At 36.6% G+C, this 18,214-nt stretch carries 9 protein-coding genes; 3 read left to right on the forward strand and 6 right to left on the reverse strand.

What is annotated here, in order from left to right; translation table 11 throughout:
* The first annotated feature begins 906 nt into the window (after nucleotides 1–906).
* Complete coding sequence (locus OGI71_RS08535) at nucleotides 907–1,329, forward strand: hypothetical protein (protein WP_282254970.1); 423 nt, start codon at nucleotides 907–909, stop codon at nucleotides 1,327–1,329.
* Nucleotides 1,330–1,768: 439 nt separating this feature from the next.
* On the forward strand, nucleotides 1,769–2,341 hold the full coding sequence (locus OGI71_RS08540; protein WP_282254972.1) for a hypothetical protein: 573 nt from the start codon (nucleotides 1,769–1,771) through the stop codon (nucleotides 2,339–2,341).
* Nucleotides 2,342–2,542: 201 nt separating this feature from the next.
* On the opposite strand, the gene OGI71_RS08545 is transcribed toward OGI71_RS08540, so the two are convergent.
* Nucleotides 2,543–3,997 (reverse strand): hypothetical protein, encoded by a 1,455-nt coding sequence (locus tag OGI71_RS08545; RefSeq protein ID WP_282254973.1) that lies wholly within the window; start codon nucleotides 3,995–3,997, stop codon nucleotides 2,543–2,545.
* Nucleotides 3,998–4,151: 154 nt separating this feature from the next.
* Between OGI71_RS08545 and OGI71_RS08550 the strand changes: the two genes are divergently transcribed.
* Complete coding sequence (locus OGI71_RS08550; RefSeq protein WP_282254974.1) at nucleotides 4,152–4,304, forward strand: hypothetical protein; 153 nt, start codon at nucleotides 4,152–4,154, stop codon at nucleotides 4,302–4,304.
* Between the two features lie 986 nt (nucleotides 4,305–5,290).
* Here the strand turns inward: OGI71_RS08550 and OGI71_RS08555 are convergent.
* The 5 genes from OGI71_RS08555 to OGI71_RS08575 form a co-directional block, all read right to left on the reverse strand.
* Nucleotides 5,291–9,385 (reverse strand): two-component regulator propeller domain-containing protein, encoded by a 4,095-nt coding sequence (locus OGI71_RS08555; RefSeq protein ID WP_282254975.1) that lies wholly within the window; start codon nucleotides 9,383–9,385, stop codon nucleotides 5,291–5,293.
* 762 nt (nucleotides 9,386–10,147) lie between these two features.
* Nucleotides 10,148–12,346: a glycoside hydrolase family 3 N-terminal domain-containing protein gene (locus OGI71_RS08560; protein WP_282254976.1), complete on the reverse strand. Its 2,199-nt coding sequence runs from the start codon at nucleotides 12,344–12,346 to the stop codon at nucleotides 10,148–10,150.
* Nucleotides 12,347–12,968: 622 nt separating this feature from the next.
* The gene (locus OGI71_RS08565; RefSeq protein ID WP_282254978.1) at nucleotides 12,969–15,830 is read right to left on the reverse strand and encodes a sugar-binding domain-containing protein; all 2,862 of its coding nucleotides are present in this window, start codon (nucleotides 15,828–15,830) and stop codon (nucleotides 12,969–12,971) included.
* A 34-nt stretch (nucleotides 15,831–15,864) separates the two neighbouring features.
* Nucleotides 15,865–16,962, reverse strand: coding sequence for a hypothetical protein (locus OGI71_RS08570; RefSeq protein ID WP_282254980.1), 1,098 nt, complete (start codon nucleotides 16,960–16,962; stop codon nucleotides 15,865–15,867).
* 47 nt (nucleotides 16,963–17,009) lie between these two features.
* Nucleotides 17,010–18,152 carry a M43 family zinc metalloprotease gene (locus OGI71_RS08575; protein ID WP_282254981.1) on the reverse strand — a complete coding sequence of 381 codons (1,143 nt, stop codon included), beginning with the start codon at nucleotides 18,150–18,152 and terminating at the stop codon, nucleotides 17,010–17,012.
* Nucleotides 18,153–18,214 lie beyond the last annotated feature (62 nt).

Consider the following 18,214-nt stretch of genomic DNA (forward strand, 5'->3'; position numbering starts at 1 on the left):
CCGTAACCTTCAAATATGACTTGATAAAAATTTTACACCTCTTTGAAATTGACATAGGCATATCTTTTTTGATAAAGCAAGGTACCGAAAGTTATACCTGATTGTAATGCATTCAATTTGAGTCATTCCATCGTCAGGTCAGATATGAAAACGATTTGTCCATTCCTACCTTCAAGATACCCCCCTGAACTTTGGGGCCATCATTTTCTCCTGCATCAATTTCCCAATCCTTTCTATTTTTTTTATTGTGTTTTTTCGACTGGTAAAGTCTCTTTCCAAATGTGACAGATCCATGTTATATGACTTTCCCATCACAGGTATATGGAAAATTGGGGAATAATTTAATTTTGTATGGAGATAACCAGCGGAATCAATAGTCTAGTTCTTGTTCGGCCTGGGAAACTCTAAACATCATTTTTTGTTTTTTTCAAACGGTTTTACTAGTCGTTTCATTTTAGAAAAGTGAAATGGCGCAATGATTTCATCAGTCTTAGCTGAGATTTTGCTAAGTAAAAGTGCTATTGAAAACTTATACCGATTTGAGAATTTTTGTCCATTGACACAAATCACTTATTAACGAAAGTAGTTCTCTACCTGAGTCAGTCACTGTATATTTTATCTGCAAGGGAATTCTATCAGGTATTTCGTGTCTTATTACCAATTTTTGTTTGCATAGCGTTTTTACTCGGGCTGCTAAAACATGCTCTGAAATCTCAGGGACACTTTTTTTTAAAGAGGAGTATTGATTGTTACCCAATGAAATTTCATATAAAACGGTCATCATCCACCTTTTTCCTATTAGAGCTAGCGTATCATTTACTCCGCATCTATCGGATAATAATTTTCTGTTAGCTTGATTAGTCGAAGATTCTTTTATGGTGTGTGTCATTTGTTACTAATAAAAAAATGAGTTATTGCACAATTCTATTGATCGGAATAGCTTTGATGCATATTTTAAAAATTAAAGTTATGCAAATAAAAACAGTTCTGCTGCCTATAGTTACCGAATCATTTGATGAAGCCGTGGAGTTTTATAAAAAAATAACCGGTAAAAATGTTTCGTCGTCTGCATCACACGATAGTTATAAGTTAAGTTTAGTTGACCGATTTGTCATTCTGACCGCCATTGACGATTCTAAAGCGTTGGAAATTCCCCGTCTTGTCAATGCCATATTTGTAGTGGATAACCTGGAAGAATATTGGAAAATACTAAAGGATGAAGCTAAGAGAATTATTATCCCTGTTAATAAAGTAAGTACAGGTATGCGATTTATTGTTGAACAGCCTGATGGAAAAGTGATAGAATATCTACAGTTAAATGAGAGCTAATTTGACATAAGTTTTAGACATTTATGAAACAGCGTTAGATTTAATTTAAATTGACTACTCGGTGATCTCCAAATGTATATACCAGATCAGCGATCGAAAATCAAATTAACCGAATTTCTGAAAGCAAGATTCAGCAGCTTAAGAACAAAAGATAGGACCAAAAAGTCGTCTGAAAAATTGAAACGACTTTTTGTCTTTTTTCTTATTCAGATTATTTTTACCAGCCAGGTTTGAATAAATCCAAAAATGCCGGAGCAGATAAATTTAAGAAGTCCACTATAAAATTTAAAATTCGATCAATATCTGCAAGAAATTGGTTCGAAGATAATCCTGTCGAGGTCACTAGACGGACATTTGAAGAAAATATAGGAAACTAAAAGAACGCTCGCCCACTCTTCCATAATTTATGTAAAATTTTGAGCCATACAAAGTTTACATTATGGAAGCAGTATCAAAACAAGATCTTGAAATGTTCAGAATTAGAATATTATCGAATTTTCAACAATTATTACAAGATAACCAAGTGCTAATTAAAGACGATTTTGACTGGTTACGAAGTAAAGCAATCAGAAAAATGATGGACATATCCCCTGCCACCTTGCAGAATTTAAGGATCAGCGGAAAATACGGCACAAAAAAGTCATGGGTTCATATTATTACAATAAAACTGATTTACTTAAAATGTTTGACGATGAAAACTGATGTTGCAAAAAAAGGATTGATATACCTTGATAATGTGTGTCATGATTCACGTCTTAATGTCTGGCATATCTGTCTGCTACTTGCAATTGCCCGCCTAGCATTCCGTCAAAATGAAAGTACAATTATACGGGTAAGCAGAAGTAAACTAATGACTATGTCGCATATCAATACGACCCCGACCTATCATAAATATTTTAAGGAATTACAGAATTACGGATACATAAAGTATACACCTTCCTATCATCAAGGATATCGTAGTACAATAGAAATATTACACTTGTACCAAATAGAGGATTCCCTTTCAAATTGAGATATTTAATTGTCGTCGGTAAAATCAAAAAATATTCTTTCCGCTAAAACGCCAATAATATTAAAAATGAAAGTATTTCTATCGTTGTCAATTCAGATTAATGAGGAACATTTCTCCAATATAATTGACTGCTCTTCAAGGGACTGAAACACCAATAGGATGATCACGTTACAAATTTAAATGTATATATTTTTGTTAATTTTAGTGTATATATCTTAAAAAAAACCAATCCGTTGTTGAAATGATTTTATCCTTATTTCTTGCCTGTATCTTATACCGATGAACTTGTCCGCCGGCACCATCAAAAGTTACGGCATTGGACTTGGTTTTACCACTTATATATGGATAAAAATTAGTTCCCTCGTTAAAACTAAGATGACTATTTCCAGGGCCGGAACCGTATTCAATAATTACCTCATATTCTGTTGCACTAGCTATAGGTGTCCATGAGATTTTGGTATTGCGAGGATATTGCTCTAAAACGGCATAGTTTTTAGGTTCAAGAATTTGAGGCACATCTGCACTATCATTTTTTTGGTTAACTTTATTTTGTTTTGTTATTTTACTCTCACCTCTCTCTTTTGATGTCACGAAATTTGCTATAGAGCCTGAACTTCCTTCAATAGGACTTAATGACATTATTTGACCATTCTTCAAAAATCTCACTCCATAACCAGAAGAGCCAATTTGAGCCTCTCCAACAATATATACATCATTATCCGATACAGCTATGGAAGTAGGGCGATAGATAAAATAATCTGTTCCTTTCAGCTCCGCAAGTAATTGTCCGTTTTTCCAACATTTACCCACATCACCATCGTCTTTGTATCCACTTCCATTGCTATCATCAACCCCTGCTACATATACATCGCTGCCAGATACAGCTATGCACATAGCTAAGCCATCCATGGACGATAGGCTTACGGTATGACCATTATTCCAATATGCTGCTTGCCCAGCGCGTGTTTTACCTACGGCATAAACATTGCCCTGCAACTGTGCAATGGCAGATACATTTTTTAATTCATTGATTGTCTCGACTAGTTGGCCGTTCTTCCAGTATAGCTGCTTCAAACCATACCCTATAATATATATATCATCATCTACATTAGCTATGTAAGTTGCAGCGCTATGGATGTAATTCATAGGTGCAGGCAATTTTACAGGCTGCCCGTTTTTCCAGTACATCGCTAAATCGTGGAAGACCATTTTGTTATCATTATAATCTCTATAGAATCCGGCAACATATACATCTCCTTTCAAAATTGCAATAGAATATGCGACATTGGAATCTCCTTCATCTTTTCTAAACCTTGTCTCCTGCCCATTTTTCCAATACACGACCTGTCCACCAACACTCCCCAATACATATATATCATCACCTACCACAGCTATTGAGGTCGCTTCTGCGTCAACATGTCCGTCAGTAAGCGCTACTGGCCTCCCGTTTTTCCAGTACACAGCAGTGTTACGTTTTGTAGTTTCGTTGTAGCATGCCCCTGCAACATATATATCCGCTTGATTTTGGATTTTCTTACTATTCCCAGAATTCTGCTTTGAAACTGAAGACTTAGAATGTTGAGCATAAGAGGTAAAACTAAAAAGTAAACTAAGAAGTGCACAGCATCGTAATGCATGCAAAATAGGTCTTTTCATGGTAATATTTTTATACTACTAAATTTAAGGAAAATTTTGGCTACAATTCCAAATAATTATTATTAAAATTGAACAATAAATCTTACAAAATAACTTATCAACCTATTAATTTTCAGAAAGTTGTGTTTTTACTAATACTAAAATATTAACCATTATGAAAACTCTAATAATAACCATTGTATTGTTTTTGATTTGCATAAAATCATTGACCCAGACCCCTTACGACACATCAGCGCCAAAAGAGCATATAAGAAAAGTTGATCTTGCCCATGCCAAAGCTATTTTTGATTATAATACAGCTGCGTAAATAGTCCGTACAGTGAATACTACAGAAAGGGTTTTGGGCTTCCGTAGTATTTAGCGGGTACTTACACTTCTTCATAAGCCAGAATCGTGGCAATATTTTGAATATGCTTAAAATTGGAATTTTGTACTATTTTTAAAAGTACAGTTCTGATATGTGTAGAATCTGAGTAACTAGCCACATCATAATCATTCAGCCAACATTTTCTTCTACAGGCGGTATGAATAAAAGGCACATTTAGCAATAACTCAAAGTAAAATAATAGAAGTTTGAACATACTCATAATTCATAATTAAAAATCTTTGTCAAATTTCTTAAATAGAGTAACTTTGCTTCAGTTATTATCAGTTTGTTTGAGAATGGTGGCCAAATGTCCTCTAAAATTGTTAAGAACCTATATATCAAGCAGGTTCATGTTCTGTATTGACAAATTGTCTATCGGAATAAATTATAAGATTGATGTATAAAAACTCTGCAATTTCGGGCAACAACTCTCCTCTACCCTTGTGCAGATAAATCTTATCGAGTGCTGCATAAAAATACAATTGTCTCAATTTATTTCTAATTGGCTTAAAGTCCTCAAAAAAATCCATAGTTCAATTTTAGCTAGAAACTGCTTTCTAAGAAACTAATACTTTTAATAAAACCTCATTCAACAAGAACAACACCCCAATTCTCTATTTTGGTTTTACTTTGTTCAAATGTCAACACTTCTGATCCTTAGTAGACTCTGTAAGCTCAGACTTGACACGCGCTTGGAGAGGTAACTTAATTACGATCTACTTATTTCATCAAAATGTATGATTAAAATTTGGCATTAATAAATATAAGATTAAAAATCCAAATAAGGAATGCAATAAAGGGAAGTTAGAATTCAAGCAGTCTGATTTTTCTTTTATTTAAATTTTCACATCATTTTGAGCGAGATCTAAAGAAATTATTAGAGGCACCGAGTTGAAAAATTTATAAATTTCTGAAATAATAGTCTATCACATTTTAACGTAATCCGTCGGTAGCATGCCAAATTGTTTCGAAAAACATTTTGTGAAATATGAAGGTGAACCAAATCCAACGAGATAACCGATCTCTGTCACACGATACTTACCTTCTTTTAATAATTTACATGCTTCCTTCAGTCTTGTCACTTTAATAAAGTCATTGGGCGTCATTCCCGTGATAGCCTTAACTTTCGAAAATAAGGAGGTACGGCTCATAGCCATTTCTGACGCTAGTTTTTCTATTGAAAACCCCGAGTCATCAAGATTCTCATTGATAATAGCCAAACAACGCTCAATAAATTCTTCATCCATTTTATTATGTGTCGTAACCTTCGCTTCTAAATTTGGCGTAGATGCATACCTTTTCTTTAATTCCTCCCGCTTTTCAAGCAGATTCTTAAGTTGTGCTTTAAGCTGGAAAGGAGAAAAAGGCTTTTCTACATAAGCATCGGTACCAATCTCCAATCCTTCTAATTTGGTTTCAATATCATGTTTGGCTGAAAGCAATACAATAGGAATATGCGATATATCGATATCACGTTTGATCTGACGGCATAGCTTAAGCCCATCCATATCTTCCATCATAATATCACTAACGATCAGATCGACTGTCTGCTCTTTGAGTATCTCTAACGCTCTTAATCCATTCAATGCAGTAATTACAAAATACTCCTCTGTCAAGATCTTGCTAAGAAACTCAAGCACTTCAATATTATCATCCACAACAAGCACGGTTTTCTTGTCGTTGACAATGGTCATGTCATGTGCTTCATAATATCCCTCAATATTCCTGATGACCTCTTGGGGTTCCACAGACTGTAAATCTAAAGGTATTGCTATATCGAGTTTTTGATCCCATTGCTCTCTTCTGGTTGGAATCTTCACCAAAAAATTTGTACCCTGTTTTTGCTCCTCTCTGTCCAGAACAGCAATCTCCCCCCCTAACATTTCGATTAAGCTTTTTGTTAAATGCAGACCGACTCCTATTCCACTATTAAACATACTCCCGTTCTCACTCACTTGATAAAAAGCCTTAAAAATGTTTTCCCGCTCAGCATGTCCAATCCCCCTTCCATCATCTTCGATTGAAATAACAGTCCAATCGTTTTCCTCATAAGCAGATAACGTCACATTTTCATGTGCAAATTTCAGTGCATTGGATATCAAATTACTTAATATCTTAATTAAAGCTTCCTTATCTGAATATAAATGCAAATGGTCGCTTGCCATACAAGTTTCAAATTTTATGTTACTTTGAACCGCCGCGATTTTAAACATTGATCGAACTTCATCTATCAATTGTGTCAAATCGATAAAAGAATAAGTAAGCCGGTAATTGCCTGTATCAACCTTTCGAAAATCCAGTAATTGGGTAATTAAAGAATAGAGTCTTCTGTAATTGAGCTGGACAATGGAAAGATATTCGCCATAATTATCTTTGATTTCCTTCGATTTTGAAATATATTCTATAGGGCCTATAATCAAACTTAATGGTGTTCTAATCTCATGGGCTATATTTGTAAAAAACTCAAGCTTGGAATCATAAATCTGCCGCTCTGCATCTAATTCAACTTTTTTAATCTGTTCATGATGTCTTTCTTCAGACCTATTCAGCAGATATCTGATAAGGAAAATAATCAGCGCTATCAATACAATACAATATATGATGATTGCCGGTTTTGACTTTAGAAAATGAGGATTAACTTTAATGTCAAGTTGAAGACTATGATCTGACCATAAATGGTCACTATTGGTATTTTTCAGTAAAAGTTTATACTTACCGGCAGGAAGATTGGTAAATGTAATGGAATTTGCGTCCCTGCTCACCTCATGCCACTCCTCATCAAATCCTTCCAATTTGTATTTGTACATGGTCTGTGAAGGATCTACATAACTAAGGGAGGCAAATTCTACTGAAATCGTGGACTGGTTGTAATTAAGATTTAAAGAGCTAGTTAACTCAATAGGTTTACTTATTGGACTGCCAGGTAATTGTGGTGAAACCACTTTATTATTTATGGACAAACTCGTAATTACGACTGGCGGAACATATTTATTTTCAACGAGTTTGTTTGGGGAAAATTGACAAAATCCATTAGCCGTTCCAAACATAAGCCTCCCTGTACTCGATAAACAGAAAGCCTGAGGAGTAAATTGTTCATTAAATAAACCATTTGATTTTGTATATAATTTGATATTCTTTCCATTATTATCCATAGATACTAACCCCTTATTCGTCGCCACCCAAAACATATTACCATCCGGTACAATAGACGATATAATCTGATTAGGAAGATTCAGCTGTTCAAATCGAATAAAACTATCACTTTTCTTGTCATATCTACAAAGTCCGTAACCGTTTGATCCAACCCATATATTTCCATTTGCATCCGATGTTAATGATGTCAATGTATTCCGTATTAAACTTGACTTATTTGCAGGATTATATTCGTATTTCTTATAGGTTTTCTCTTTTACATTATATTTGTATAGCCCCTTATTATTTGTAGCAATCCAAATATTATTTTCAGCATCCTCTGCAAAAGCTAAAACTAGGAATTTTGGTTCTAAACGCACAAAATTATCCTGTTCCCGATTATAATAACATACCCCGCTTCCAGTACCGATATAAATCCTCCCATTGCTACTTTTGAACAATGAGAATATACGGGATGAGGGGATCGAACTAGGATCATTTGGATCATGAAGATAAGACTTTACCGCTTTAGTATTCAGATCAATAACTTCCAGACCTCGTTCATAAGTAGCGGTAAAAAGCTTATCACCTTCCTGCAATAAATCATGGATACAATAATAGGTGGCATTTATATCGCTTGCAGAACGGAACGGTACGATCTTTCCTGTTTTTGAATCAAAAGTATGAATTCCATTGTCATCTGTACCGACAAGAAACTGTCCGTTATCCAATTCCAAAATACTATTGACAACTTTTCCTAAACCATGAGAATTTTTTAGTTCATAATGTTTAAAATTATTCTGAGCTGGCGGAAAATAGGCCAACCCATCGAAGTAGGATCCCAACCACAGTCCTCCTTCACGGTCTTTAAATATGTCATAAACAAACTTATTATTTGAAAAAGAAAAGTCGGAAGTATTTAAATTTGAATATTGGAGATTTCCTTCAATATTATCATATATACCGACGCCATTATCCGAACTCACGATAAGTTTTCCAGGCTGGTATTCGCGCATGCCCTGAATATGGTATAATAGTGTATTCTGTCCAGATGGAGGAAAATGTAAAAAGGTCGAAGTAGACTTATCAAAACGATCAATTCCTTGCTGAAAAGTACCAATCCACAAGTAGCCATAACTGTCTTCAAAAATTTTTTGAATTGAATTATCAGAAATACTTGTCGGTGATGCTGTTTTCTTAAAATGAGTAAAGCTATTGGTCTTTTTTGAGTATCGACTTAACCCTTGACTATAGGTTCCTATCCAGATATTTCGTTCACTATCTTCACACAGAGCGATAATACGATCTTCAAGAACAGTATTATTATTTAAGTTATTATGCGTATATCTGAGAAGTTTTTTCTTTTTTGATAAATAACGAAATAAACCGTCTGTGGATGTACCTATCCAGATATCTCCTGATTTATCCTGAATAATTGTCAATACACGCCCGTTGATTGCTTCCCCTTTAGCAGTCTTCAAAACAAACTTTTTAAAAGTATCCGAATAGGGATCATAGATATCAACACCGTTGTCCAGGGCAATCCATAGTTTTTGATCAGCGGCAATAAGGAGATCCATTACACTGTTACTGGAAATACAATTGGAGGACTTGCTGTCATACCTAAAACTTCTAAATCGCGTTCCGTCGAATCTATTAAGGCCATCGTTGGTTCCAATCCAGATAAAACCTATCGAATCCTGTACAATGCTGTATATCCTATTAGACGACAGACCTTGATCCATTGTATAACTGCGCTTGTTAACTTGACTCCTAGGCTGAGCTAAAACATCGGTAAGAAGAAAGATATTTACTAGAATTCCAAAGAGAAAAACAATCTTTAAATATTTCATTACATCATCACCCAATTTAAACATCGTATTCTTCATCTTTTAAATTCTCTACACTAAGCAATATTTAGTTTAACATCAGTCTATATTTCAAATCTAAAATATAACTACAGCCCAAACTACTAGGATGTAATTATATGAATCAGATATTAATTGCACCATTGGAAAGCTACAATTGTTCTTTTTTTACCTTTATAATTTACGGCTTAAAATACAATAATCCGCATTTTAACAGCTCACAACTAACAAAATCGTACAAAAAAATCACAATTCTGTACAAACTATCAATTTACCACTTCAATATTTCTACTGAAAATACAATCTCAATCACATTGTCAAAATTTTAAATTGAACGATCCTTATAAAGATTTGTACGATTGTACTAAATCCGTATGAACTGGAAATTTTTTCCATCAAAAGAGGCTGTTTAAAAAGGTTGGATAGCCCCCTTTTTATTGATATTTTAACGTATACCTTATTCAGGAACTTTTCAAATATCCAATTCTCAGAGAGTTTGTTTTTACTTTTTTGACACCCTCTATTTTTATTCGATTAAATGAATCTCTTTACATGTCGTTTTAACTATTTGACTGTAAAAAGAGGTATTTAGATATTGTTGACCTAGATTTGTTAATAGCCAATCCGTTTTTTGACGGTAATCTTCTTCATAACATTCTATTATCAATATTAAAAGCCAATTATTTCTATTTGATAAATGTTTCATTGCTCAAAACTTGACAAAAACCGTACTCCTTCGATTCTTAATTTATTTGTTTCGCTTCATTTTAGCTCAATTTTCTATTATTTTAAACTAAATAGCATCTTGTCTAGATTTTCACTATCTCCGCCAACCATAATCGTAAAATCTCCCTTTTCGACAATAAAATTTATATTATTATCATAGAAACCAAGTTCCTCATCCCTTATATCAAAAATGACGGTTTGCGTCATTCCCTTTTTCAAATTTATTTTTTGGAATCCTTTCAGTTCTTTCACCGGTCTTGTAACTGAAGCAGCCTCATCCCGGATATAAAGTTGGACGACTTCTTCTCCATCATATTGACCTATGTTTGTTACATCAACTGATACCTTGGCGTGAACACCTTTACCAAGATTGTCCGATATCAATTTAAGATTTGAATATTTAAAAGAGGTATAACTTTGTCCATAACCAAAAGGATAAGCTGGTTCAACTGGGGAGTCGATATATTTTGCCGCCCAATCACCAGGATAGGGACGTCCAGTGCTTTTATATTGGTAGTTTATGGGAACTTGCCCCATATTTCGAGGAAAAGTCATTGGAAGTTTGCCCGAAGGGTTATAATCACCCCACAGAACATTACAAATGGCTGGGCCAGCTTCGCTTCCCAGCCACCATGTCAATAAAATATTAGGTGCTTGATCCCGCACTTCATTGAATATAACGGGACGTCCACACATAAGCAAAACTACAACAGGTTTTCCTGTTTTTATTAATCTAGAAACCAACTCTTGTTGCTGCGCAGCAATCGAAATATCTGTTTTGGAACGCATCTCTCCCGACTCACTTGCTCTTTCGCCTATAGCTACAACGACGACATCTGATTTCTCAACCGCCAATAATGTACTATCGTAGTTCACAATCTTATTATTTCCCAGATCATAACCTTCAGCATAATTGACCTGTACTCCCCTATTTTTCATGGCTTCATGCAAAGTAATCACGTTATTAACATTAGCAGTAGACCAAGCTCCGCACATATCTTTTTTCGATTTGGCCAGTGGTCCGATCAATGCTATGCTTTTTAGATCTTTTTGAAAAGGAAGTATATTGTCACTCTTTTTTAACAGCACGATGGAACGTTCAGATATTGATCGGGCGATGTCACGTGAACTTGCAGATTCCACAGTTTCTTTTTCACGATTTTCATCGCAATACCGAAAGGGATCTTCAAATAACCCTAGCTCAAATTTCTTATATAGAATTCTTTGCACGGCATCATCCACAACTTCTATTGAAACCTTTTTCTCTTTTACCAGATCCACTAGATTTTCGAAATAGCAATTAGAAACCATCTCCATATCCAGACCCGCTGAAATAGCTTTGATGGCAGCTTCTTTTTTATCAGCTGCAACACGATGGTTCATTAACTCACCAACAGATCCCCAATCCGAAACGACAAAGCCTTTAAAATGCCATTTCTCTTTCAATAGGTTTCTCAGCAAAAAGGGGTTAGCGGTGGAAGGTATATTATTAAAATCATTGAAAGCACTCATAAATGTCGCAGCACCAGCCTCTGCTGCTGCCTTATATGGAGGCATATAGAAGTTTGCAAAATGACCCATTGACATATCAACACTATTATAATCTTTTCCTGCAATCGGAGCGCCATAACCTGCAAAGTGTTTAACACAGGCCATAATAGTGTTTGTATTTGAAAGGTTATCGCCTTGTAGTCCCCTGACACGTGCTACAGCTACCTGAGAACCGTAAAACGGATCTTCACCTGCTCCTTCCAAAACACGGCCCCAGCGGGCATCCCAACTAATGTCGACCATAGGCGCAAATGTCCAGTTCAATCCCGCCGCAGCAGCGGCAGTTCCTGTCCAATGGGCTCCTTTTTGGATCAAATCCAGATCAAAGCTAGCCGCTTCACCTAAGGGAATAGGAAAGCCTGTGCGAAAGCCGTGAATAACATCCATACCAAATACTAGCGGTATTTTTAACCGCGATTGCATCGCAGCCTCTTGATACTTGCGGATATTCTTTACGCCACTGACATTAAGCACTGAGCCAATTCTTCCCTGAGCAATGACTTTTAAACTCCCAATATTACTCCCATTCGGTCCAGTCGCAAATCCTCCTGCAACCTGCCATAGTTGCCCGACTTTCTCCTCGAGCGTCATTTTTTTCATCAAACCGGAAACAAAACGCTCTTTCTCTCTTTCTTTAGATTTAATATTTTGCGCGACTATTAAATTAGAATATAAAATACAGCACAAAAAAATCATTTTTTTCATTATCTTTTTTTTAAATTAAGGTGTATAAAGGTATACATTGGAAATATGAACTATCTTCTCTTTATTCATATAGTTACCGTTTCATATAATTTGCATTGTTACTCTTTTTTTGATTCGTATTTCATATAATATTCAATCTTCGAAATTAATCTCCCACATTGAATGTCATAATAGTCCCCGGTCCCCTGATATCTATAATTTTTTAGTGTTGGGACTGTTCCATCCCGCCAGCGTAACATTAGATTTGTCCTTCCACTAACCGATTTAACCTTTTTCCCAAATAAAACACGGTCATCGTTTCCCGTTGCCACAGGTGGTTTGGTTGATCTATCATTCATCAGATCGATACAATCTGCTGCCACAAGGCGGAACCAACTGTGTTTTTCATAAGCAAATGGTGTTATAATTAGGTATTGAAATTTCTACCAAATATCAGCCCATACGCTTATTTTTGTTAACAAAATAGTCCCAAAAAACAGTAAAATCGTACAAATACCGATTTTCCAGAGTGTTTAAAGTTTATTCTTGACATTTTCTACTGTTATTAAAATAAATGACCAAAATGAATTACTTCATTTTGGTCATTACACTTCTATTCGTGTTCAAAAACTCAATCTCTCACCTAGTCCTCATACGAAATGTTTTTCACTTCTTTAATATCTTTTGAAGTGATATCGGCTGTAAATAGTTCTTGTAGCGATTTTTGGCTTATCTTATTTGCTGGTTTAAAATCTTCAGAAGACATATATTCGATTATGCTATTATATAGCTGGCGGGTTTCTGGCTTATCCATCGACGCTTCCAGGTCGGACATACAAACCAATAGCTTGCCTTCGCCAACTTTAAATTCAAAAATAAGCCCTAAACGGTGGTTACGTTCAACATTATCGATCACCTGAACAATGGGTTTATAGCCAGATGGCATACGGTCCATAATCAGCGGATAGCTCTTTTTAATGATTGGATACCACTGCCAATTGGTATGCGCATCAGTTGGAAAAGATTTAAACAGTGGATGTTGTGGATCGGCTAGAATTCCCAAAGTTCCCGGCGATGCCGGTTTACCAATACGATCACATATACCTTTAAACATTCGGTAATTCCAATAATCTGTCTGGAACAATCCTCCAACAGTATGTCCGGGATAATCTTCCTTCTGTGGAAACCATAATACACGTTGACCTTTTTCCAATGCAGACATCATCTTTTCGTCCAGCTTTTTATGGACTTTTATTCCTTTTTGTTCAGTGGAAACAATGTCTTTATCGGGATATAACCAGAGTGAATAGCTATTTTTATATTCGGTTCCCTCGATCGATAAGCTTAAAGTCAACTCCACTGCATTCTGGAGTTCAGAAACATTCGGCCTAATGTTTCCCAATGCTAATAATCCCCTTGAATCGCTCGATATCAATACCTGTCCATTGTCAACCTTTTGACCATTTTTCGTTTTCAACGTCCAGATCAGATTCCGATTTTTGAGTGCTATGTTCGAATAATTTGCAATTTTTAAAATACCATTAAGCCCTTCTTTATTAGTCCAACAGAATTTCTCTGCAACGAATAAAGGTACTGCGTCATTACAGAATTCCCGCCACTCTTCGGCCTTTATTAATCCTTTGCTCTCCATAAATGCATCAAGGATTCCGACATAGGCCGAACCTTGCCCAGGATAATCCTGTATGTCCAAAAGCTGAAAACCACCGAAATCTTTTGTACGTAGATCCATTTCAATATCGGCTTTATACAACAAAGCCGCCCAACGGCCAGACGCTTTGAAAAAATCGGCTGCCTGATCTCCCATTCCCGCCTGTTCCAGTCTTTTACGGAATATGGATAAATTATCTGCCCGAAGAACGCCAGTGTATTTGCCGATCTCCGTATAATTGGGATAAACCTGAAACTGTCCCGTTTCGTGGCTGATCACGGGAACCGTGATAGCAGAAATCGCCGCTGAAAAATCTACCGTGGAATTTGGATAGGTATTATTTATAATGCCGCCTTCAGGCGCATCAGCAAATGAAAAAGATCCTCTAGTATGTGTTTCGTACATTTTTCCACCACCAATTCTACAGGTAACCAAATAGTCTTCTCCCGGTACTTGCCCTTTAAAACCCAAAAAGTTATTTGAACCTAGAGCATACACATGTCGATTATCCACTTTCCTGAATTTTTCGACAAATTCCTGCATCAGATCGAGATCTCCAGAAAGCTCATTGCCTAAGGCAAACATTACAAATGAGGCGTGGTTACCATATTCCTTTTGGATCGAGATGCCCTCTTTCGCTAAAAATCTAGTTAAATATTCTTCGCTTCGCTTTAGGCCTCCCCAAAATGGTAATTCGGGCTGTAGATATATACCTGCAATGTCTGCTGCTTCAAAACACGCCTTAGGTGGGCACCAGGAATGAAATCGAACATGATTGATTCCATATTCCTTACAAATCCGGAAATAGCGCTGCCAAGAAGCCAAGTCCATAGGGACGTGCCCGGTGAGGGGAAAAACGCAAGCATCGTGTTTTCCTCTTAAAAAAGTAGTCTGCCCATTGATAGCAAATTGGGTACCTGAAGTTTTAAAATCCCGAAGCCCAAAACTCTCAATTTGTTTGTCATGGCCTTTGATCTTTGCCTCCATTGCATACAGTACGGGTGTAAATTCACTCCATAACAAGGCGTCTTTTCCCAAATGATATATTACAGTGTAAATTCCTTTTCCTTTTTCTAAAGCGATTTTAAGTAAAGGAGCTTCATGTGAACGTCTTGTGTTCCAAGCCTTCGCATGCAACTCTAGCTGCATTCCTTTTCTTAACTTCTCCGGATCCGATATTTCAACTGTGATCTCCGCCTTTTTCTGAAGTGCATCAGGAGCGATATGTAAAGACTGAATATGGATCTGATCCTTGGCTTCTAAAAACAAATCCCCAATAATCCCATTCCAGTTCGTCTGTGTAGCTTCCGTATAGGCATGGGAGCTTGAAAGAAGTTGCTTGGGAACACTCTGACCGTTGTCTACCATAATTGTGATATCATGTACTCCGGGAGATAAAAAAGCTGAAAGATCATATACCTGTGCGGTAGAGATATTATCGCTGCCGCCAACTAATTTATCATCTACCCATACCTGTGTAGGCTTAGTACGCTCCAAAGTCATTGTGACCACCTTTTTATCCCAAGATTTCGGAATAGTCACAGATTTCCGGTACCAGGCTTTGCCCATATATTTATAATTCCTTGATAACTGGGAGGTTTCAGTTGTCAGGTTATTCTCTTTTCCTTTTTTGTTGGTATCTGTTGTTCCAGGAAGTGTAATCTGTTCCGACAACCCTGCAGCTTTATTATTGCTAGTTTTCGACTTCGATGGTTCCTCAAACTGAAATTGCCAGGTACCACTGAGATCGATTCTTGATCGTTCTTCCTTTTTTTGACCAAAGGCAAAAAAACTGTTGGCAAAGAGCACAAAGAAAATTATTGGTGTATATTTCATCTGACTGATTTAATTGCATGTATATTATTTCTATCTAAAATTCTATAGTCGCTTCATGTATTTTACCACCTTTTAGCTTGGTTATCTGCGTTTGCCAGTCTGGTATCCAAATATATTTCTTTTGCCCTTTATATTCGGCTTCAACAATAAAACTAAACCAATATCCATAAGGGAATTCATCATTGGGTGGTATTCCGATATCGCCACGATCGGGATGATATAATTTATAAACATCCTTGATCTCCACTTGGCCGGCCTTATCTGTTGAAAATGTACGGAATGGCTTAGGATAAACATCCCTATTATTCTTTTTACCTCCAGCCCTCGTGCCGTAAAAATTAATCTTTACATTCTTTTTGCTTTTTCCCTTGACTAAAACCTTGACCCGAAGCATATCGGGAAAGATCTTTTTATTTAAGTCTTTTTCCAATTGTTTCTGATGAGCCGTGTAATTGAATAATGCCGAACAATATTCATCCCAAACATGATCCTGAGCATAGCGCATCACACTATGCGGCGGAGTCAGATCAATATGATTTATAGAATTATCTTTTGCTTTTATAATATATTGATACAGGTCGGTTGCACCACGAAAATGTCCATATTCATGGCCAAGATCTCCATAGACGCCATGTTCAGGTGGCCTTTTAGAAAAAATATCGCCATTCTTTTGCTGCTCTGCCAAAGTTTTAAAGCAGGCGACAACAGCCTGCCTACTTCTACCACTGCCACACCACATCCCATTACTCTTCGCATTCAGCGCAAAAAACACAACAAAATCAAATTTCACAGTATCTATTATTCCCGAGGCTTCTTTTATGTTTTTATCATAATTGTCCTGATCCCCCATATTATCGAAAATTTTCACTTCCGTTGGGACGAATCGAAAATAATAATCGAACGAGTTGGGGCTTTCATTCCAGAAAGAAGTTGTATGGGCGAACATTTCTTGAAGGTTCCTCTTAAAAGTTTCTTCCCCGCCATATCTTGCCAGATCTTCCTTTTCCACCCAAACTTGCGCCCTATAAGTAATTGTATCTTTTTTAACTCGGCTGTTTACTGGAGCGGCCATGGAACTATTGACACAAAAACAGTAAACTAAAAAAAGATATAATAAGATATTTCTATACATCACATAAATTTAATATGGCTCGCAGCACCATAGCGAGCCATGAATGTTTAAAAAGCTATATTAACCGTATACGTATCCTTCCCGTCAAAGAAAGGCATCTGAACTTCATACTCCGGTAACCATACGTATTTTTTTGCGCTGCCTGATGATACTTCTACCAGAAAACCAAACCATCGCCCATAAGGTAGATCTTGTGGAAGATTTGGATATTGATTTCGATCAGGAATAAATAGTTTTTTCGTATCACGCATAATATATTTTCCATCACTGCCCGTCTGTCCAGAAAGAAATGGCGTGGGATAAATATCCCTGTTGCGGCCACTGCCGCCAGCCCTGGAACCATAAACTTTCACATCGAGTCCTCTTTTTGCTGCCCCTGCTACAGTCACATTAATCTCTATATTTTTAGGATACATACTCCCAAAGAAATCTGGAAAATCTTTTCCCAATTGCTTCGATGCACCAGCACGGTTAATGCACCCAGCAGCATAATCGCTCCATACCGCCGAAGAGGCATCATTCATAATACAAACTGGTGCATCAAACTTCTGCTGGCTTACCGGATTATCATTTGTTGCTATAATATATTGATAGAGATCGGTAACCCCACGATAATGGCCAAGTTCATGCGTAAGTGTACGATAAGTATTATCGTTGAAAATATCCTTTTTCTCCGTAGCATTTGCAAACACAGTTACCACGGATCGGTTGTCACTACCTCCACCATGTGCAGCACCGCCATTCCCAGTCTCACCATTATCCTGTATGGCATCAAAAAATACGGTGACATCATATTTGCTAAAATCAATCGGATCGTTATAAATCTCTTTGCGTAACGCCGCACTCTGCGATGATCCTTCATATACCTTTAAGTCGGCAAAAGTGTAGCGGTATTTATTTTTTAATTTTCCTTTTGAACTTTCATTCCAATAATTGCTCACTTTGCGAAAAAGTTCAGCCATCCTTGAACTGACGATACGTTCACTCCCTCCCAAATGCCCCTCGATACTAGGCTTGTCTACATATACCAATACCTTAAATTCTAACTCATCTGAAGGTGTCACAACCGGAGGATCCGGATCAGGTTTGGGATCCGATGCTATAGGCGATGATTTCCCACAACCATATATTGAGAACAATGTAAATAATCCTACGGAAAATAGGATCGCTTTTTTTCTAATTGTAACCATTACTTAATTCATTTTAATTTTCGGAATTATAAAGTATACCTCTTGCGCTACATTGTCGCACA

This window comes from Sphingobacterium sp. ML3W (genome assembly GCF_029542085.1).
Lineage (GTDB): Bacteria > Bacteroidota > Bacteroidia > Sphingobacteriales > Sphingobacteriaceae > Sphingobacterium.